Annotated in this window: 18 protein-coding genes; 13 read left to right on the forward strand and 5 right to left on the reverse strand. The window is 67.0% G+C overall.

Annotated elements, in window-relative coordinates:
- Nucleotides 1–79 precede the first annotated feature (79 nt).
- A complete protein-coding gene (gene trhO, locus VSX79_RS03530) occupies nt 80–808 on the forward strand; it encodes an oxygen-dependent tRNA uridine(34) hydroxylase TrhO (RefSeq protein WP_326914427.1) in 729 nt (242 codons plus the stop codon).
- A gap of 185 nt (nt 809–993) precedes the next feature.
- Here the strand turns inward: trhO and VSX79_RS03535 are convergent, their stop codons facing one another.
- On the reverse strand, nt 994–1620 hold the full coding sequence (locus VSX79_RS03535; RefSeq protein ID WP_179499814.1) for a class I SAM-dependent methyltransferase: 627 nt from the start codon (nt 1618–1620) through the stop codon (nt 994–996).
- Between the two features lie 92 nt (nt 1621–1712).
- Here VSX79_RS03535 and trxB point away from each other — a divergent pair, with 92 nt between their 5' ends.
- The gene (gene trxB / locus VSX79_RS03540; protein WP_326914428.1) at nt 1713–2678 is read left to right on the forward strand and encodes a thioredoxin-disulfide reductase; all 966 of its coding nucleotides are present in this window, start codon (nt 1713–1715) and stop codon (nt 2676–2678) included.
- Between the two features lie 188 nt (nt 2679–2866).
- On the opposite strand, the gene VSX79_RS03545 is transcribed toward trxB, so the two are convergent.
- Genes VSX79_RS03545 through VSX79_RS03560 form a run of 4 tightly spaced genes read right to left on the reverse strand, consistent with a single transcriptional unit; the run spans nt 2867 to nt 5586 of the window.
- Entirely contained in the window at nt 2867–3664 is a 798-nt protein-coding gene (locus tag VSX79_RS03545; protein WP_326914429.1) for a hydrolase 1, exosortase A system-associated, read from the reverse strand.
- Nucleotides 3649–4317: an alpha/beta hydrolase family protein gene (locus tag VSX79_RS03550; protein WP_326914430.1), complete on the reverse strand. Its 669-nt coding sequence runs from the start codon at nt 4315–4317 to the stop codon at nt 3649–3651. The genes VSX79_RS03545 and VSX79_RS03550 overlap by 16 nt, the downstream gene beginning before the upstream one ends.
- Before the next feature lie 16 nt (nt 4318–4333).
- Nucleotides 4334–4600 carry an acyl carrier protein gene (locus VSX79_RS03555; RefSeq protein WP_326914431.1) on the reverse strand — a complete coding sequence of 89 codons (267 nt, stop codon included), beginning with the start codon at nt 4598–4600 and terminating at the stop codon, nt 4334–4336.
- On the reverse strand, nt 4597–5586 hold the full coding sequence (locus tag VSX79_RS03560) for a GNAT family N-acetyltransferase (RefSeq protein WP_326914432.1): 990 nt from the start codon (nt 5584–5586) through the stop codon (nt 4597–4599). The genes VSX79_RS03555 and VSX79_RS03560 overlap by 4 nt, the downstream gene beginning before the upstream one ends.
- Before the next feature lie 35 nt (nt 5587–5621).
- Here VSX79_RS03560 and VSX79_RS03565 point away from each other — a divergent pair, with 35 nt between their 5' ends.
- The 11 genes from VSX79_RS03565 (at nt 5622) to xrtA (ending at nt 19477) form a co-directional block, all read left to right on the forward strand.
- The gene (locus tag VSX79_RS03565) at nt 5622–7154 is read left to right on the forward strand and encodes an acyl-CoA ligase (AMP-forming), exosortase A system-associated (RefSeq protein ID WP_326914433.1); all 1533 of its coding nucleotides are present in this window, start codon (nt 5622–5624) and stop codon (nt 7152–7154) included.
- On the forward strand, nt 7151–8380 hold the full coding sequence (locus VSX79_RS03570; RefSeq protein WP_326914434.1) for a pyridoxal-dependent decarboxylase, exosortase A system-associated: 1230 nt from the start codon (nt 7151–7153) through the stop codon (nt 8378–8380). Before VSX79_RS03565 ends, VSX79_RS03570 begins: the two co-directional genes overlap by 4 nt.
- A 172-nt stretch (nt 8381–8552) precedes the next feature.
- Nucleotides 8553–9206 carry an XrtA/PEP-CTERM system exopolysaccharide export protein gene (locus tag VSX79_RS03575; protein WP_179499822.1) on the forward strand — a complete coding sequence of 218 codons (654 nt, stop codon included), beginning with the start codon at nt 8553–8555 and terminating at the stop codon, nt 9204–9206.
- A 48-nt stretch (nt 9207–9254) separates the two neighbouring features.
- Entirely contained in the window at nt 9255–10784 is a 1530-nt protein-coding gene (locus VSX79_RS03580; protein ID WP_326914435.1) for an XrtA system polysaccharide chain length determinant, read from the forward strand.
- A 14-nt stretch (nt 10785–10798) separates the two neighbouring features.
- Entirely contained in the window at nt 10799–11821 is a 1023-nt protein-coding gene (locus tag VSX79_RS03585) for a P-loop NTPase (RefSeq protein ID WP_179499824.1), read from the forward strand.
- Nucleotides 11821–13533 (forward strand): hypothetical protein, encoded by a 1713-nt coding sequence (locus tag VSX79_RS03590; protein ID WP_326914436.1) that lies wholly within the window; start codon nt 11821–11823, stop codon nt 13531–13533. The genes VSX79_RS03585 and VSX79_RS03590 overlap by 1 nt, the downstream gene beginning before the upstream one ends.
- 22 nt (nt 13534–13555) lie before the next feature.
- Nucleotides 13556–14827, forward strand: a complete 1272-nt coding sequence (locus VSX79_RS03595; protein WP_326914437.1) for an XrtA/PEP-CTERM system-associated ATPase — start codon at nt 13556–13558, stop codon at nt 14825–14827.
- A gap of 45 nt (nt 14828–14872) precedes the next feature.
- The gene (locus VSX79_RS03600; RefSeq protein WP_179499827.1) at nt 14873–15733 is read left to right on the forward strand and encodes an XrtA system polysaccharide deacetylase; all 861 of its coding nucleotides are present in this window, start codon (nt 14873–14875) and stop codon (nt 15731–15733) included.
- Nucleotides 15730–16797 carry a FemAB family XrtA/PEP-CTERM system-associated protein gene (locus VSX79_RS03605; protein WP_407697247.1) on the forward strand — a complete coding sequence of 356 codons (1068 nt, stop codon included), beginning with the start codon at nt 15730–15732 and terminating at the stop codon, nt 16795–16797. The genes VSX79_RS03600 and VSX79_RS03605 overlap by 4 nt, the downstream gene beginning before the upstream one ends.
- Entirely contained in the window at nt 16797–18002 is a 1206-nt protein-coding gene (locus VSX79_RS03610) for a TIGR03087 family PEP-CTERM/XrtA system glycosyltransferase (protein WP_326914439.1), read from the forward strand. The genes VSX79_RS03605 and VSX79_RS03610 overlap by 1 nt, the downstream gene beginning before the upstream one ends.
- Nucleotides 17999–19477: an exosortase A gene (gene xrtA, locus VSX79_RS03615; protein WP_326914440.1), complete on the forward strand. Its 1479-nt coding sequence runs from the start codon at nt 17999–18001 to the stop codon at nt 19475–19477. The genes VSX79_RS03610 and xrtA overlap by 4 nt, the downstream gene beginning before the upstream one ends.
- Nucleotides 19478–19482 lie beyond the last annotated feature (5 nt).

Below are 19482 nucleotides of genomic sequence, written 5' to 3' on the forward strand. Positions count from 1 at the left end.
CACGGTCTTTCTCACGGGCGATGAAGACAAGAGCCGCCCTTCGACAAGCTCAGGGCAAACGGGTAAGGGGGCAGCCGCCATGACCTTCACCGTCGCCGCCCTCTATCGCTTCGCCTCGTTCGCCGATCCCGCCATGCTGCGCCAGCCGCTTCTCGACATCTGCGCCGGGCACGGCATCAAGGGAACGCTGCTCCTCGCTTGCGAAGGGGTCAACGGCACGATCGCCGGCAGCGAAACCGGGATCGCCGCCGTCATCGACCATATCCGCGCGCTCCCCGACTGTGCTGCGCTCGACGTCAAATATTCGACCGCCGCCGAGATGCCGTTCCAGCGGATGAAGGTGCGGCTCAAGAAAGAGATTGTGACGATGAAGGTGCCGGGGCTCGACCCCGCGCGCGAGGCCGCGCCCTATGTCGATCCCGCCGACTGGAATGCCCTCGTCGACGATCCGGACACCGTGCTGATCGACACGCGCAATGCCTTCGAGGTCGGCTATGGCAGCTTCGCCGGCGCGATCGATCCCGGAACGAAAAGCTTCGGCGACTTCCCCGACTGGTGGCGCGCCAATGCCGGCCGTTTCGCGGGCAAGCGCGTCGCGATGTTCTGCACCGGCGGGATTCGCTGCGAAAAATCGACCGCTTTCCTCCGCCATGAAGGGGTCGAAGACGTCGTCCACCTGAAGGGCGGCATCCTCGCCTATCTCGAACAGGTGCCCGAGGCCGACAGCCGCTGGCACGGCAACTGCTTCGTCTTCGACGAGCGGGTGAGCGTGGGGCACGGATTGGTCGAGGCGGGCGAGAAGGCCTAGGTTCGGGAGCCTTCCCCTCGCGCGGGCGGAGCGTCGGCATTGGGGTGGGGAGCGGCCGGTCGTGTACCCCGGCGAAAGCCGGGGCCCAGTGCGGAAATATGCCGGGTTGGCGTCAGCATTCTGGACCCCGGCTTTCGCCGGGGCACATATCTCTATCGTCAACTTCCTGCCACTTTCAGCCGCACCTACGCCTGCACTCGCGCCACGCCATATTCGACCCAGCCGAACGGCCGCGGCGTTTTCGGCATATAGGAAGCGGCCTGCCGATCGACAGAAAACCCCGCCTTTGCATAGGCGTTGCTGATCGGGCGGGTCAGGTGGCAGTTGCCGCCGATGCGCTTCCATATCGGCTCGATCCGCCGCTGCCATTTCGCGACGCCCGCATCGGGTGCGGCGCCATGCTCCAGGAACAGCGCGGTCCCGCCCGGCTTCAGCACGCGGCGGATCTCGGCAAGCACCGCCGCCTGATCGGCGACCGAACAGAGGGTGAAGGTGGTGACCACCGTGTCGAACTGCCCGTTTTCGAACGGCATCGCCTCGCCGACGCCGCCCCGGATGTCGGCGTCGATACCCCGTGCTGCAGCCGCCGCCCTGCTCATCGCGAGCAGCTCGGGCGAGGGATCGAGCCCGGAAAAACTCTCGACCTGTCCCGGGCGATAAAATTCCATATTGATCCCGCCGCCGCAGCCCAGTTCGAGCACATGCCCGCGCGCGTGCGGCACGACCTTGCTTCGAAGCTTCATGACCTGCCCCTGCGAACAGGCGCATTTGATCAGGCGTGGTACTCCATGACGTTCCCACCAGCTTGCCATTCGCCAGTCTCCCCTTGGCGCGGAAGGTGACCCTTGCTAGCGCACTTGGCAACACCCATCTGTGCCTGCCGCGCAGTTCAAGAAAGATCGCCATGCCCGCCGTTCACCACACCAAGATGCTCATCCTCGGTTCCGGCCCCGCCGGCCTTTCCGCGGCGATCTATGCCGCGCGCGCGGGCATGATGCCGATCGTGGTGCAGGGGCTCCAGCCCGGCGGCCAGCTGACGATCACGACCGACGTCGAAAATTACCCGGGTTTCGCAGAGGTGATCCAGGGCCCGTGGCTGATGGAGCAGATGACCGCGCAGGCGACGCACGTCGGTACCAGCATGATCTGGGACACGATCGTCGATGTCGACCTGTCGCGCCGCCCGTTCAAGCTGACCGGCGACGGCAGTGACGTCTATATGGCTGAAACGCTGGTGATCGCGACCGGCGCGCAGGCGAAATGGCTCGGCGTTCCGGGCGAGCAGGAACTGGGCGGCAAGGGCGTCTCGGCTTGCGCAACCTGCGACGGCTTTTTCTATCGCGGCAAGAAGGTCGTGGTGATCGGCGGCGGCAATACCGCGGTCGAGGAAGCGCTTTATCTGACCAACCATAGCGACGATGTGACCTTGATTCACCGCCGTGACAGCCTGCGCGCCGAAAAGATCCTGCAGGACCGGCTGATGGTCAATCCGAAGATCAGGACGCTATGGAACAAGCGCGTCGAGCGTTTCGTCGCGGGCGAGGGCGTGTCGGGGCTGGTCGGCGTCGACCTGATCGACACCGTCACCGGCGAGGCGAGCCACGAGCCGACCGATGGCGGCTTCGTCGCGATCGGCCACAGTCCGTCGACCGAATTGTTCAAGGGCAAGCTGCCGCTTGATGACGACGGCTATCTGCAGGTCACGCCGGGCACCTCGCTGACCTCGATCCCGGGCGTCTTCGCCGCGGGTGATGTCACCGACAAAATCTATCGCCAGGCGGTGACCGCCGCGGGCATGGGCTGCATGGCTGCGCTCGACGCCGAACGCTTCCTCGCCGAAGCCGAATATCACGCGATGGCGACGGCGTGAGCGGCCTGTAGCGGTGGTTGACGACCGGAAGCTGCCCTTCCTTTCATCGTCGTCCCGGACTTGATCCTGGATCCACGACGACGGCGCAGCTACGGATCCCGGACCAAGTCCCGGACGACGAAGCGGAGGTAGTTTGCCGCCAGCTCCCAACCTCTAAGCCGAGATCGGCATCGAGGACGGCGGCGCGATTACTTCAATATTTCAAGGATTCGTGCCGCCAACCACTCCCCATCGTCGCCAGCAAAGCTGTGCGACGGGCTGGCGAGGCGCCTGACCGGAACGCGATCAAGCGCCGCCGGGCAGCTTTCCATAAAAGCCTGCGCGGTCCGGTCGCCCGTCGCGAGCAGGATTGTCGCGGGGCCTTCCAGCCGGGCGATCGCGTCGTCGATCCGTGCCGCGAGGCTGTCGGGCGCAGCGGGGCCAGTCGGTGCCTTGAGCGCCGACAGCCCGCGAAACAGCTTCCGGAAATCGACCTCGCCCCTGACCAGCCTGATCACGCTTTTCGGGTCCTTGAGCCGCGACAGATAGCGCGCCCGGATCGCCGCCGCCGGAGGCAGCGCGGGTTCCTCGTCCGTGCCGTCGGCGTCGCTCTCATACGTCCACGGATTGGCGACGATCAGTCCATCGATCGCCAGCGGCTGGTGAAGCAACAACGCGCTTGCCGCATCGCAATTGCCGAACGCAACGATGCTCGAGACCTGCGGCGATTCCTCGCGAAACGCCGCAATCGCTGCGGCGATATCGGGCCCGCTGCTTTCGAAGCCGCCATTGTCGCCTTCGCTGTCGCCGACCCCGCGCCGGTCGAACCGAAACACCGGATGCCCGGCCGCGGCGACGCGCTGCGCCAGTGTCGCCATGCCGCGATGCGCGCCGCTGCGGATCTCGTTGCCGCCCGACACGATCAGCAGGCCGGTGCTGCCCTCCGCGTCGTCGAGCGTGGCGGCCAGCGCCGCGCCTTCGCAGGAAAAGTTCAGCTGATGCCGCATGACTTGCTCCATGCGGCGATGTCAGCGGCAATGGCGCGCGCCATCGCCGCATCCTCGCCCGGCTCGGCGCGCAGCCAGAGCGGTGTGCCGGCGATGCCGTCGGCGCCAATACCGATGCTGCGCAGCGGGGCGACCGGTTGCGCCTCGGCGGCGCCCAGCCCTGCGATCATCGCCGGCGACAGCGCGTTGCCGGCGAGCAGAAGGGCTTCGGATCGCGCGGCCGCCTGCAGATCTTCCAGCGATGACCTCACGCCAGCTTCACGGTCGGCGCTCACCCGCGCGCGCATCAAGGTGCGGAGTAGCGATGCGCCGCCGACGGGCGCGAGCCGCCACCATGCAGTGGCCTTCGCCTTATGATCGATCAGCGTCCCGCCGCGCACCGATGCGATGATGGCGGGCCCATCGTTGCCCGCGATGACCTCGGCCAGCGCATCCTGCCAGCGATCCAGATCGACCTCGACGAGCGGAACGAGGCTCTCATTCTGTCCCGGCAGGTCGGGAAGCAGCGCTGCGAAACCGTTCGCTACAAGCGCGCGCATCGCGAGCACCAGGGTACGGCGCGTGCGGTTCGCTTCCTCGAACAGCGGCGGGACGATGACGATGGTGGCGCGGGGTGTACCCGCGGGGTCGATGCGCAATCGGTGTTCGGCCATGCGCTCCGCGTCCGATTCAGCTGGTCACTTTGCGCAGCGAAAAGGCCAGCAAATTGCCGTAGGTTTCAAATATCTCGCCATCGACTTCATCGTCGTCGATGATGATACCGAGCCGGTCTTCCATCTCGGTCAGCACCGTCGCGACCGCCATCGAATCGAATTCGGGCAGTTCGCCGAACAGCCCGCTGTCGTCGGTCAGCGCGGCGGCGCGGTCTTCGCCAAGGCCGAGCACATCGGCGAGCAGGGCGCGAAGGGTGGCGTCGATGGAGCTGCTATCGGTCAATTTTCTTTCCTTAGCATGGAACGGGCAAAGGCCTTCAATGCCGGCCCCCATGCCGCGAGGCGCGACGGATTGAAAGCCTCGATACGCCACAGCGGGTCGTGCCGGTTCATCCAGTCACGCTTGTAACCGTCGTTGCCGGTGCCGAAATCGACGCGCTTCACGCGGTCGACCTCGATGACGTGGCGGAACAGCGCGGCCGAAAGCAAGGTGCCGGGCGAGGCTTTCAGACTGTCCTCGACATGCGCGAGCTTGTGGATGAAGGCCGTGCCATCCTCGACCGTCCAATATTGCGCCGCGACCGGGACGCCCTCGATCCGCGCGATTCCCATGCGGAACGTGCCGCGGACGCTTTCGAGTTCGGCAAAGGCGCGCAGCAAGGCGGGATCGCCTTCCTCGGGCTTCCAACTCGCGGCGTAGATTTGCTCATAGGCGGCCCAACTGCCGGGATCGAAAGCGGTGATCAACTGGATGTCGACCACGCCCTTTTTCGCTTTGCGCTGGACGGTGCTGCGCAGCGCGCCGGGGCGGCTCGCCCACCAGACCTCATGATCCATCTCGCCGAGGTCGAGCCAGTGACGGTCACCCGCCGGTGTGGTTTTTACCCACCAGCCTGCGCCACGAAGCGCGGAAACGATCTCTTCCCGATCTTCGTCGCGAACCGGATAGAGCGACAGCCGTGCCCCCCCGGTACGCAGGTCGCGAAACAGCGCCGACAGCGCGTTGCGGCGATCGCGACCGCCCGAAAACAGGGGCCGGATGGCAAAGCTGTACCAGTTCGTCAGCCCAGCCAGATGCCCCGGGGCCTCGATACGCAGCGGCAGCCAGGCCGCCGTGCCGTTCGCCCTGCCGCTCGCGTCTATCCGGCCTTCGCCCGCGAAACCGTGCGCCGCGAGCAGGTCGAACCATTCCGTCCGATCGAAAGGCGAAGCGAAACCTGCGGCCCGCGCCGCATCATCATTAGCCTGATGTTCACCGTTCCCTTGCATGATGCGGCCCTCTATCACTCCTCTCCTAACAGCCGATGACCAAAGTCGAAAACCCGCCCTCGTTTCCGATCGACCATCTCGCCCTTCGCGGCGCGGCGGATGCGGCTGCGCTGCTGATCGGCGACCGGATCACGACTTTTGCCGACCTCGACGCCGCAGTCGGCCGGCTGGCTTCGTGGCTGCTCGAACAGGCGGGCGGTCCGGGCGAGCGGGTTGCGAGCTGGAGCGCGAAGACGCGGCTGGCCTGCCTGATGCCGCTCGCCGCGGCGCGCGCGGGGTTGATCCATGTGCCGGTCAATCCGCTGCTGAAGGGGCGACAGGTCGCGCATATCCTTGCCGACAGCGGCGCGAAACTGCTCGTCACCAATCATTCGCGCGCGGAGATGCTGGGCGACGCACGGCCCGAAGATTGCGCGGTTCAGGATTTGAAGGTTGCGGAGGCGGTCATCGATTCGGGCGGGCAGGGGCTGCCGCCGTCGATCGCCGAAGCGGGCGACCTTGCCGCCATCCTCTACACCAGCGGCTCGACCGGGCGGCCCAAGGGCGTGATGCTGAGCCACGCGAACCTGTGGCTAGGTGCCGAAAGCGTCGCCTCCTATCTTGGTATCGTGCCCGGCGACCGCGCGCTCGGCGTGCTGCCGCTGAGCTTCGACTATGGCCAGAACCAGCTGTTTTCGAGCTGGTACGCGGGCGCAGCGGTCGCGCCGCTCGACTATCTGACCGCGCGCGACGTCGTGAAGGCGGTGACGCGGCACCGGATAACGACGATTGCTGGGGTGCCGCCGCTCTGGGTGCAACTCGTCGAGGCTGAATGGCCTGCCGAACCCGCAAGCCTGTTGAAGCGCCTCACCAACAGCGGCGGCGCACTGACGCCTTCACTGATCGACGCGATGCGCCGGACCTTCCCCAAGGCGGACATCTATCCGATGTACGGGCTGACCGAGGCGTTCCGTTCGACCTTTCTCGACCCGGCGCTCGTCGCCGACCATCCGACCTCGATGGGCCGTGCGATCCCGCACGCCGAGATCCTCGTCTGCCGCCCCGACGGAAGCGTCGCAGACGACGACGAGCCTGGCGAGCTTGTCCACACCGGACCTTTGGTGGCGCAGGGCTACTGGCGCGATGACGAGCGCACCGCGCAGCGTTTCAAGCCCGCGCCAATCACGTCGCGCTACGGCGGCATCGCGGTGTGGTCGGGCGATACCGTGCGCCGCGACGCTGCCGGCCTCCTCTATTTCGTCGGTCGCGACGATGCGATGATCAAGACCGCGGGCAACCGCGTCAGTCCCACCGAGGTCGAGGATGTCGCGGTCGCGTCGGGGTTGATCTACGAAGCCGTCGCCTTCGGCGTGCCCGACGCGCGGCTCGGCGCCGCGATCATCCTGATCGTGCGCGGCAAGGACGGCGCCGCGGACGAAGAGGGACTGGCAGCCTATCTCCGCCAGAATCTTCCCAATTTCATGCAGCCGCATATCATCGAATGGCGGAGCGAACTGCCGCGGAACCCCAATGGCAAGCTCGATCGGGTGGCGATCTCGGCCGATTGGGGCAGGGAGGTAGCGGCATGAAACCCCACGGCCCGATTCCGCCCGGCTTCAAGGCCGATGCGGGCGGTATGCTGCTGATCGGCGGCGACCGCGCCGAAGCGCTCGCGGATGTCGCGGGTGATACCCCGCTGTTCGTCTATGACAGCGCGATGCTGACCGCGCGCGTCGCCGAATGGCGCGCGGCGATGCCCGCCAGGGTGCAGCTTCATTACGCCATGAAAGCGAATCCCTATGCGCCCCTGCTCGCCTTCATGGCGCGGCTCGTCGACGGGTTCGACGTCGCGTCGGGCGGCGAGTTCAAGGCCGCGCTGGCAAGTGGCATGCCCGCGGGCGACATCAGCTTCGCCGGGCCCGGCAAGCGCGATCGTGAACTCGAAGCGACGATCACCGCCGGCGCGACGCTTAATCTGGAATCGGCGGGTGAGGCGGCGCGCGCGCTATCGATCGCCGAGCATCTCGGTCTGACGCCCAGCCTTGCAGTGCGCGTCAATCCCGATTTCGACCTCAAGGGGTCGGGCATGAAGATGGGCGGCGGCGCCAAGCCCTTTGGCGTCGATGCCGCCGAGGTTCCGGCGCTCGTCCGCCGCCTGATCGATGCTGGCGCCGATTGGCAGGGCTTCCATATTTTCGCGGGATCGCAGGCGCTTGACGCCGCCGCGATCGCCGAAACACAGGCGCAGACGGTGGCGCTCGCGGCGCGGCTCGCGAATGAAATCGGCGTGACCCCGCCGCTCGTCAATCTGGGCGGCGGCATGGGCGTGCCCTATTTTCCCGGCGACAAGCCGGTCGATGCCGTCGCGGTCGGAGCCGCGCTCGGCGAAACTCTGGCAACGCGCGATACGATCCTCGCGGACAGCCGTTTCGCGATGGAACTCGGTCGCTGGCTCGTCGCCGAAGCCGGCGTCTATCTGACCCGCATCGTCGACCGCAAGGTCAGTCATGGCGAGACGTTCCTCGTCACCGACGGCGGTCTCCACCATCAGCTCGCGGCGAGTGGCAATTTCGGAACGGTGATCCGTCGTAACTATCCCATAGCATTGGCCGGCGCCTTCGGTGCCGAGCCGACCGAAACCGTCTCGGTCGTCGGCTGCCTCTGCACGCCGCTCGACCGGCTCGGCGATCAGGTCGCGCTGCCGCGCGCCGACGTCGGCGACCTGGTTGCGATCTTTCAGGCGGGCGCCTACGGTGCAAGCGCGAGCCCTGCGGCGTTCCTGGGACAGGGGCCAGCGCGCGAAATGCTCGTCTGATCGGGCTCGACCTGTTCCCTATCGGGACAGTTCCGCGATGTTGCGGTCCAGACTTATGTCAATACTAACATTATGTTCACCCTTTTCGAGCAATGGCGGACACTGACGATATGGCTGTCGCCGCGTAAGTTCTGGACCGCGGTTCCCCCGGCGGCTCGAAAGGTTGATGATTATGGCTTCGTTCCCCTCGCTTCGCATCGCGCGCGCCGCGCTCGTATCGGGCATCGCCGCGACGGCGCTCACCGGCTGCATGGGCGCGGGCAACGCGCCGCAACTCCCCAGCGCGAACTTCGTCGCGAACCAGGAGGGGCCGGGCGAGGAATATATCATCGGCCCGCTCGACGAACTCCAGATCTTCGTGTGGCGCAACCCCGAACTCGGCGGCAAGGTGCAGGTGCGTCCTGACGGTCGCATCACGACGCCGCTGATCACCGACATGCCCGCGGTGGGGAAAACCCCCACGATGCTCCAACAGGACATCAAGCTCCAGCTCAGCCAATATATCACCGATCCGATCGTCAGCGTGATCGTCACCACCTTCAACAGCACCTTCTCGCAGCAGGTGCGCGTGGTCGGCGCGACCGAGAAACCGGCGTCGATCCCCTTTCGTGCCAACATGACCGTGCTCGACGCAATGATTGCAGTCGGCGGGCTGGGCGAATATGCCGCTGGGAACAAGGCGCGACTCGTCCGTTTCGACAAGGGCAGTGGGAAGCAGCAGGAATTTGCCCTGCGGCTTAATGACCTGATCAAGCGCGGCGATATCAAGGCGAACGTGCGGCTGCAGCCCGGCGATGTGATCATCATCCCCGAAAGCATGTTCTGATATCGACCGGCGGCCACCCACTCATGTCCCAAGGATAGATTTCGAGCGATGAACAGCCTCTATGATGAATTCCGGGTAGCAGTGCACAGCGTCTGGACGCGCCGCTGGCTGGTGCTGGCGGTCGCGTGGGGCATTTGCATCCTCGGTTGGCTCGCGATCGCGTCGATTCCGAACCGTTACGACAGCCGCGCGCGCCTGCTCGTCGACATCAACCAGATCCTGCCCGACGAAACGGGCGGCAGGGGACCGCAGATCGACCAGATTCGCGAGACGCTGACCAGCGCGCGCAACATGGAAAAGGTCGCGGCGACGACGGGGCTGCTCCCCGCGGGGGCCAATGACCGCGAAAAGGCCGGCACGGTTGCGATGCTGCAAAAGAATATCAAGGTCGTTCCGCAGCAGGACAATATCTTCGAAATCACCTCGAGCATCGCGGTCGGCAGCCTGTCCGATGCCGACAACGCAAAGCTGGCGTCGGGCGTGCTCGACAGCCTGATTACCGTGTTCCGCGATGATCAGTTGCGCGGCGGCCGGATGAACGCGCGCGAAGGACTCAAATTCCTCGACGCGCAGATCGCCGACCGCGAAAAGGCGCTGCGCGAAGTCGAAGCGCGGCGCGCGGCGTTCGAGGCGCAGAATATCGGGCTGATCCCCGGCGGCGCGGGATCGCCGGCGCAGCGCGTCGATGCGGCACGCGCCGAACTGAGCCAGATCGACTCGCAACTGGTGTCGGCGCAGGCGCAACTCGCGGCCGCGAACGGCCAGCTGGCATCGACTCCGCAGTCGATTCCCGGCGCCGGCGGCGGTGTCGGCGGCGGCGTGGCGCGCCAGCAGCTTGCCGGCGCGCAGAACGAACTGTCGGCGATGCGCGCGCGCGGCCTGACCGACGCGCACCCCGATATGATCGCGATCAAGAGCCAGATCGCATCGCTCAAGGCCATCGCCGATCGCGAGGGTGCGGGTGGCGGTGGCGGCGGGATACAAAACCCCGCCTATGCCTCGCTTGCCGCGATGCGCGCCGAGCGCCAGGCGACCGTCAGCGCGCTGTCGGCACGCAAGAGCCAGCTGATGGGCGACATAGCGAAGATCACGGCGCAGCAGATCCAGAACCCGGGAATCGCCGCCGAATATGACCGGATTAATGGCGAATATACCGCATTCAAGGCGCAATATGACAAGCTGCTCGGCCAGCGCGAGCAGGTACGGATGCGCGGCGAGGTGCAGACCGAAACCGACGCGATCAAGATCGAACTGCTCGACCCGCCCTCGAAGCCGACGAGCCCCGCCGCGCCCAACCGGCCGCTCTTCCTGACGCTGGTGCTGCTCGCGGGTGTCGGCGGTGGCATCGGCGCCGCCTTCGGCCTCGGCCAGGTGCGGACAAGCTATGCGACCGCGGCGAAGCTCGAACGCGCGAGCGGACTGCCGGTGATCGGTTCGATCACCGAGGTGGTGACGCCCGAACGTCATGTCGAACGGCGCAAGAAGCTCGTCTGGCTGGCAAGCGGCGGCGCCGCGCTGGTCGGGCTCTATGCCTTGTTGCTGGTCGCCGAATTCATCCAGCGCGGCATGGTTGCGTGACGGGGGACGATGACATGAACGATCAACGCAAAGTCAAACGCCCGCCCTCGCTGCTCGAACGCGCCGCCGATATGTTCGGACTCGATCCCGCCGCCAACGCGCCGACGATCGATGTGTCGAACCTGCCGCCCGAACCCGAGAAAAAGGCAAAGAAGGCGAAGGCCGAACCCGCCGCCGAGACGCCGCAGCCCGAAATCCTGGAGCCGTCCGTCGAGGCCGCGCCGGCCGTCGACCCGGCGCCCGCGTCGAAGCCCTCTCCGCGCAAGGATGTCGCAAAGGCGGCGCCCGCCGTCGTCCCGACGCGGCAGGGAACAATCGACCGCGAGCGGCTTGCGTCGCGAGGCATGATCGTGCCCGGCACGCCGGTCACCGGCATCGCCGAAGAATATCGCATCGTGAAGCGCGAGTTGATCCGCAATTTCGGTGGCGTCGGCAACCGCCCGATCCTGCCGCGCGGCCACCGCGTGCTGATCGCGTCGGCGAACCCCGGCGAGGGAAAGACCTTCTCGGCGGTGAACCTCGCCCTGAGCCTCGCGGTCGAGGCCGATCACGACGTGCTGCTGATCGACGCGGACATCGCCAAGCCCAGCGTGATCGACGCGCTGGGGCTCGAAGATGGTCCGGGCCTGATGGACGCGCTTGCCGATCCGCACCTGCCGCTGGGCGATTGCCTGATCCAGACCGACATCGCGGGGTTGAAGGTCATGCCCGCCGGCACGCAACACATGCACGACACCGAGCTGCTCGCCTCGGCGCGCACCGAAGCCCTGCTGGCGCGGCTCGAACAGGGCGCGCCCGGCCGCATTCTCATCCTCGATTCGCCGCCGGTGCTTGCCGCGTCGCCCGCCGCTGTGCTCGCGGGACACGTCGGCCAGACGATCATGGTCGTGCGCGCCGACGAAACGCTCGAGTCCTCGTTGCGCGATGCGATCGGGCTGATGGGCGCCTGCCCGCATATCCAGTTGCTGCTCAACGGCGTGAAATATTCGCCGGGCGGACGCCGCTTCGGCACCTATTATGGTCAGGGAGGCGCGTGATGCGCACCGCGACCGGTACGCGTCATGTCGCGACGCTGGCGGCGCTTCTGCTCGCCGGGACCGCGACGGGTGCGCATGCCCAATTTTCTGGCGACCCGGGTTCGGGCGCCGGTGAAGCGCCAACCGGCGCGCCCGCGGCCGAGCCGGGCCGCGCGGAGAGCCGGGCCGAAGGCCGCCGGGCCCAGCGCCAGGTCGATGTCAGCCCCTATCTGGAGGTTGGGCAGGTTTTGACCGCCGATCTCAAAAATGGCGGCGATGTCCTCACTTACACGACCGTCGCCGCGGGCATCGATGCCGCGATCGTGACGCGCCGCGCCGAACTCGCCGCGACGTTGCGTTACGAGCATCGCTTCGGCTGGAACGGCGATCTTGGTGATTCGGATACGATCAGCGGCCTCGCACGCGGCCGGATCGAGGTCGCGCGCGGCCTCAACCTCGAGGGTGGCGCGCTCGCCACGCGCACGCGGGCCGACGGGCAGGGTGCCGACAGCGGGCTGTTCATCGGCGACGCCAGCAATGTCGCCAACCTCTATTCGGTTTACGCCGGCCCAACCCTGGCCCGGCGGATCGGCGGGCTCGACTTCGGCGCCGGCTATCGCTTCGGCTATACCAAGGTCGATATCGACGAGCCCGCGATCCTCTCGCCCGATACCCAGCCGCAGGATGTTTTCGACAGCTCGACCAACCATGTCGCCTGGGCCAGCCTCGGCGCGCGTCCCGGCGACCTGCCGTTCGGATGGCAGGTGTCGGGCGGCTATGAGCGCGAGGATGCGAGCCAGCTCGACCAGCGCTACGAGGGCAAATATGCCCGCGCCGACATCACGGTGCCCGTCGGGCCGACCGTCGCGCTACTCGGCGGCGTCGGTTACGAGGATATCGAGATCGGTCAGCGCGACCCCGTGCTCGACGCGAATGGCGTGCCGGTGCGCGATGAGAGCGGCCGCTTCGTCACCGACAAATCGACCCCGCGCCGCCTGTCGTTCGACACCGACGGGCTGATCTGGGATGCGGGAGTGATGTGGCGGCCGAGCCGCCGCACCTCACTGACCGCCCGCGTCGGCCGCCGCTATGGCGATACCATCTATACCGGCAGTTTCGCCTATCGCGCCGATCATGCGACGACGATCCAGGTCGGCGTCTATGACGGGCTGTCCAGCCTCGGCCGCGGCCTGTCGGGCGGGCTTGCCGCGCTGCCGACGCAGTTCGACCCGACGCGCAACCCGATCGGCGGCAATATCAACCCGTGCGTGTTCGGCGGGCAGGGCGGCGGTTGCCTCAACAACCAGCTCGGCAACGCGACATCGGCGCAATATCGCAGCCGCGGCGTCCAGGCGACGCTGTCGTCGCGCTTCTCGGGCTGGGCCTATGGCGTCGGCGTCGGTTACGACCAGCGCAAGCTGCTCGCGCCGCAGCTGTCGCCGATCGCCAGCCTCGACGGGATCAAGGACGAAAGCTGGTATCTGTTCGTCTCGGCGGGGCGCCAGCTTGACGCCGACTCCGACCTCAGCCTGTCGGGCTATGTCAATTATTTCGACAATGGCGCGCCGGGCGCGAGCGACGTCCAGTCGGCCGGGCTCTCGGCCGCCTATTCGCGGCGCTTCTGGCGCGGCCTGACCGGGACGGCGGCGGCAAGCCTCAACGCCTTCGATCAGGAAGGCTTCAACAGCCAGCTAATCGGTTCAGCTTTGGTGGGACTGCGTTACAACTTCTGACCAGGCAACGGGAATTTTTGCGATGTACGATCAATTCTACGGTTTCACCGGACGTCCGTTCCAGCTGACGCCAGACCCGCATTTCTATTTCGAAAGCGGCACGCACCGCAAGGCGATGTCCTACCTCGGCTATGGCCTCGCGCAGGGTGAAGGCTTCATCGTGATCACCGGCGACGTCGGCGCCGGCAAGACGACGCTCGTCGGTCACCTCATGAACACGATCGACCCCAATCGCCTGACGGCGGTCAAGCTGGTGTCGACGCAGGTCGAGGGCGACGACCTCCTCCGCCTCGTCGCCGAACAGTTCGGCATCGAGTGGGAAGGGCAGAGCAAGGCCGAACTCCTGCGTTCGATGGAACAATATCTGCGCGAACAGGCACGCGCGGGGAAACGCACGCTGCTGATCGTCGACGAGGGGCAGAATCTTGCGATCTCGGCGCTCGAAGAGCTGCGGATGCTGTCGAACTTCCAGCTCGGCGGCCACTCGTTGCTCCAGATCTTCCTGCTCGGCCAGCCCGAATTCCGCCAGACGCTTTTTCACTCGCCGACGCTCGAACAGCTGCGCCAGCGCGTGATCGCGACGCACCACCTCGACCCGATGGAGCCCGAGGAGGTTGAACCCTATATCCTCCACCGCCTCGGCAAGGTCGGGTGGACGGGCAACCCCAGCTTCAGCCCCGACGCGTTCGAGGAAATCTTCGACTACAGCGAAGGCGTGCCGCGCAAATTGAACGTGCTGGTCAGCCGCCTGCTGCTGTACGGCGCGGTCGAGCAGATGAACCGCATCACCGCGCAGAATGTGCGCTCGGTCGTCGCCGAGATCGAGGCCGATCGTGGCATCGACGCTTCGACGCTGGCGCCGCTGCCGGTCGAAGACGTCGTCGCGGCCGCAGCGACGGCTGTCGCGCCGACCCCCGCGCCCTTCGCCGCGCCGGCCGCTGCGAACGAGACGCCGTCCGAATGGCCGGCACGCGCTGCGGAACCCGACGACAATGGTCCGGCTCCTTTCGCGGCCCCGGTCGAACCGGCGCAGGTCATCACCCTGACCCCGCCTGCCGCCGCAGCGGATGCGCCCGACCCGACGCCCGCCGCGACCGAGGCGCCGCCGCCCGCCGCGCCGGCGATCGACCCCGAACATCTCGCGGCGCTCGAAGCGCACGTCGCATCGCTCGAGGAACGGCTTGTCGAACAGGACGCGGCGCTGCGCCGCGTGCTCGACCTGCTGATCGAATGGGTCGAACGCGATCCCGAAAACGCTCCCAACCCGGCGACGTCGCGGACCTGGGCGGCCTGACAATCTGGCCGAAATCGGCTATCCCGCTGATGAAGGTGAGGGAAAATGCAGAACGGCCTGTCGGTCGATGTCGAGGACTGGTTCCAGGTCGGCGCCTTTGAGCGCACGATCGACCGCGCCGACTGGCCGACGCTCGAATGCCGCGTCGAGGCGAATTGCGACGCGGTGCTGCGGATTTTCGCCGATGCGGGCGCGACAGGCACCTTCTTCACCCTCGGTTGGGTAGCAGAACGCTATCCCGCGCTGATCAAGCGTATCGTCGCGGCGGGGCACGAACTCGCCAGCCACGGTTATGATCACAAGCGCGTCTTCACCATGACCGCTGACGAATTCGCCGCCGATCTCAGGAAGACGCGCGCGATCCTGGAGGACCTCGGTGGCGTGGCCGTGCGCGGCTATCGTGCGCCGAGCTTCTCGGTCGATACGCGCACGCCCTGGGCGCATATGGTGCTCGCCGAACAAGGCTATGCCTATTCGAGCAGCGTCGCGCCGGTGGTCCACGACCATTATGGCTGGCCCGCCAGCCCGCGCCACGCGTGGCGGCCGGTCGCGGGCAGCGACCTCGTCGAATGGCCCGTCACGACCGCGCGCTTTGCGGGACGAACCTTGGCGGCAGGCGGCGGCGGTTTCATGCGCCTGCTTCCCTATGGCTTCACGCGCTGGGCGATCGCGCGGATGAATGAAGAGGGACATCCGGCGATCCTCTATTTCCATCCGTGGGAAATCGACCCAGGCCAACCGCGCGTCGCGGGCGCGCCGATCAAATCGAAGATCCGCCATTACAGCGGCTTGTCGGCGATGGCTGGCAAGCTGAAGAAACTGCTCGCGGATTTCGAATGGACGCGCGCCGACGCGTTGCTCCCCGCGCAGCAGCAGCGCGCCCAGCCGTGGCGCGCCGCGGCGTGAATGCGCCGACGCTTGCCGTGAAGGACGGGTTTTCCGGTGCGCCGCTCTCCGACGCGGGCGAATGGGACGCTTATGTCGCCGCGCATCCGGACGCGACGCCATTCCACAGCCGCGCATGGTGCGAGGCGATTACGAAGGCGACCGGCCATCGCTGCCACCTCGTCACCGGGCGCGATCCGAACGGCGGGCTGACCGGCATATTGCCGCTCCACCATATTCGTTCGCCGCTGTTCGGGCAGGCGCTCGTCAGCAGCGGCTTTGCTGTCGGTGGCGGCATAATCGCAGACGGCCCCGCGGTCGCCGCGACGCTTGCCGAGGGGGCGGCGGCGATGGCGAAATCGCTCGGCGTGCCATCGGTCGAACTGCGCGGTGGCTCCTTGCCCGAAGGCGAGGGGTGGTCTTGCGAGGAAGGCGTTTATGCCGGCTTTGCGCGTAACCTCGCCGCCGATGACGATGCCGAACTTCTCGCCATCCCGCGCAAACAGCGCGCCGAGGTTCGCAAGGCGCTCGAAAGCGGGCTGACGGTGACGACGGGGCACGGCGCCGCCGAGCGCCGCGACCATTATCGCATCTATGCCACCAGCGTCCGCAACCTCGGCACACCGGTTTTTCCTAAGGCGCTTTTCGACGCCGTGCTCGACGCCTTCTGCGACGCGGCCGACATCCTGACCGTGCGCCACGAGGGGCGTCCGGTCGCGAGCGTCCTCAGCCTCTATTGGCGCGGCACCGTCATGCCTTATTGGGGCGGCGGCACCGCCGAAGCGCGGGGGCTGCGCGCCAACGAGCTCATGTATTTCGCGCTGATGCGCCACGCGCGCGCAAAGGGCTGTACGCGCTTCGATTTCGGCCGCTCGAAACTCGGCACCGGCCCCTTTGCCTACAAGAAGAATTGGGGCTTCGAACCGCAGCCGCTCCGCTACGCCCGCTGGCTCGCGCCGGGGGAGGCGCCGCGGGACACCAATCCCAACAGCGCGCGCTATCGCCTGCAAGTCGATCTCTGGAAAAAGCTGCCGCTCTGGGCGGCGAACAGGATCGGGCCGCTGATCGCGCGCGGGCTTGGCTAATGGCCGAGATATTGTTCCTCGTTCACCGCGCGCCCTGGCCCCCCGACCGCGGCGACCGGATCCGCAGCTGGCACATGTTCGAGGCGCTGGCGAAGCTGGCCCCGGTGCATGTCGCGGCGCTCGCCGACGGCGAGGCAGACGCCGCGCTTGCCCGTGCGAAGATGACGCCGCTTTGCAAGAGTTTGGCGATCGAAGTGCGCAAGGAATCGCGCCCGCTGGCGCTGGCACAGGCGGTGCTGAACGGCGAACCCGTATCGAACCGCCTGTTCCGGAACGCCGCTCTGAAGCGCCATGTCGATGCGCTGATCGGTCAAGGCGGCATCACCCATATCGTAGCATTTTCGGGTCAGATGGCCCAGTATATGCCCGCCCGTTTCGACGGGCCGGTGCTCATGGATTTTGTCGATGTCGATTCGGCCAAATTCGGGACCTATGCCGAACAGGACAAGCGCCAGCCGCTGAACTGGGTGCATAGGCGCGAAGCCCGGACGCTCGGCGCCTATGAAGCCGAAGTCGCGCGCCGCGTCGACGCCAGCCTGTTCGTCAGCGAAGCCGAGGCCGCCTTGTTTCGCAGCCGCAGCGGGCTGGGCGCCGATCGGGTGCGCGCGGTCGAAAACGGGATCGACACCGACCGGTTCGATCCGGCCACCGCGCTGGAAGTGGTCGGTACAGGCGACGGGCCGCTCGCGGTCTTCACCGGGCAGATGGATTATCGCCCCAATATCGACGCCGTGCGCTGGTTTGCGGCCGATATCCTGCCGCTGATCCGCACGCGTCATCCGTCGGCCCGCTTCGCGATCGTCGGGCGCGCGCCGAGGGCCGAGGTCGATGCGCTGGCGGCGTTGCCCGGTGTCACGGTGACCGGCGAGGTCCCCGACGTACGCCCCTGGCTCGGCGCCGCCGACGCGGTGGTTGCGCCGCTGCTCCTCGCGCGCGGGGTGCAGAACAAGTTGCTCGAGGCGATGGCAATGGCGCGACCGGTCGCCGCGAGCGCCGCCGCCGCGACGGGGATCGACGCGGTGCCGGGCGAACATCTGCTCGTCGCCGATGGAACGGACGCAATGGCCGAAGCCGTCTGCCAGCTTTTCGACGACCGCGCCGCCGCAGCGACCATGGGGCGTGCCGCCCGGGCGCGAATGATCGCGCGTTACGGCTGGGACGCGCGCATGGTGCCGCTCGGCGAGCTGCTGGGATTGCCCGGATGACGCTCTGGCAGCGCCATCTCGCCGCGCTGGGTCTGCTTTCGGCGGTCATCCTTGCGCTTTTCTGGCGCGATGCCGCCGATATGGCGGGCATCTGGTGGCACAGTTCGACCTTTACGCATTGCCTGCTGATGGTGCCGATGATCGGCTGGCTCGTGGCGCAGCGCGTGGCGCTGCTGCGCCCGTTGACGCCGGTATTCTGGTGGCCCGCGCTCTTGTGGATGGCGGGGGCGGGACTGACATGGCTCGTCGGCGAGGCGGCGGGCATCGGCCTGTTCCGGCAACTCGGGCTTGTGCTGATGCTGCAGGGCGCGGTCGGTGCGACGCTTGGCGACAAGCTGGTGCGCGGGCTGCTTTTCCCGCTCGGCTACGCGCTGTTGCTCGTGCCATTCGGCGAGGAACTGGTCCCGCTGCTCCAGACCTTCACCGCGCATATCAGCGTCGTCCTGCTCCATCTCTCGGGCGTCGCGGCCGAGATGCAGGGCGTGTTCGTCACCACGAAAGCGGGATTTTTCGAGGTCGCCGAAGAATGTTCGGGCGTCAATTTCCTGATCGCGATGCTCGCTTATTCGGTGTTCGCGGCGCATCTCTGTTTCAAGAGCTGGACGCGGCGGTTCGTCTTTGTCGCGGCGGCGCTCGCCACGACGATCCTCGCCAACGCGTTGCGCGCCTACGGCACGATGGTCGCCGCAGAAATATGGGGCATCGAAGCCGCGGGCGGGATCGACCATATTTTCTACGGCTGGATATTCTTCGGCCTCGTCATCCTGCTCGTCATGCTCGTCGCACTCCGCTGGTTCGACCGGCCCGCGAACGATACCGCGGTCGATGTGCGCCGGCTCGGCGGCGTGCCGCGCTTTACGGGCGCGGCGAAAATGGTGCTGCCGGCGACGCTTGCGGTTCCGCTGCTCTTTGCCGCATGGGGGCTGTTCATCGGCGGGCGCAGCGCGCCGCTCCCCGCGACCATGGCCATCGACGCGCCGCCGGGCTGGCGCGATACGCGCGCGGGCGGCATTGCCTGGGCACCGCGCTTCGACGGCGCCGACCAGCGGCTGCGCCGCCAGTTCGCGAACGAGAAGCGGCAGGTGGTGACCGTGGCGATCGGCGGTTACGAACGCCAGGCCGAAGGGCGCGAAGTCGTCGCCTTCGGACAGGGGGCGGTCGACCTTGAAAGCAAATGGGCGTGGAGCGCCGCCTTGCCAGCGGTCGACGGGGCAAGGACCGAGCGGCTGCTCCATCCCGGCCCGGTGCTGCGCGACGCCGCCACCTGGTACGTCGTCGGCGGCACGGTGACAGGCAATCCACGCCGCGCCAAGCTCGCCGGCCTTCAGGCGCGGCTGCTCGGCGGCGACCCGCGCGCGCTTTCGCTGATCATATCGAGCGAGGAGCGCCAGGGCGGTCTGGATGCGATCACCGATTTCGTTTCCGCGTCGGGTGGAGCCAAAGCGATGGCTGACCGCGCGCTCAAAACCCGCTAGGCCAG

Source organism: Sphingopyxis chilensis, assembly GCF_035930445.1.
GTDB lineage: Bacteria > Pseudomonadota > Alphaproteobacteria > Sphingomonadales > Sphingomonadaceae > Sphingopyxis > Sphingopyxis chilensis.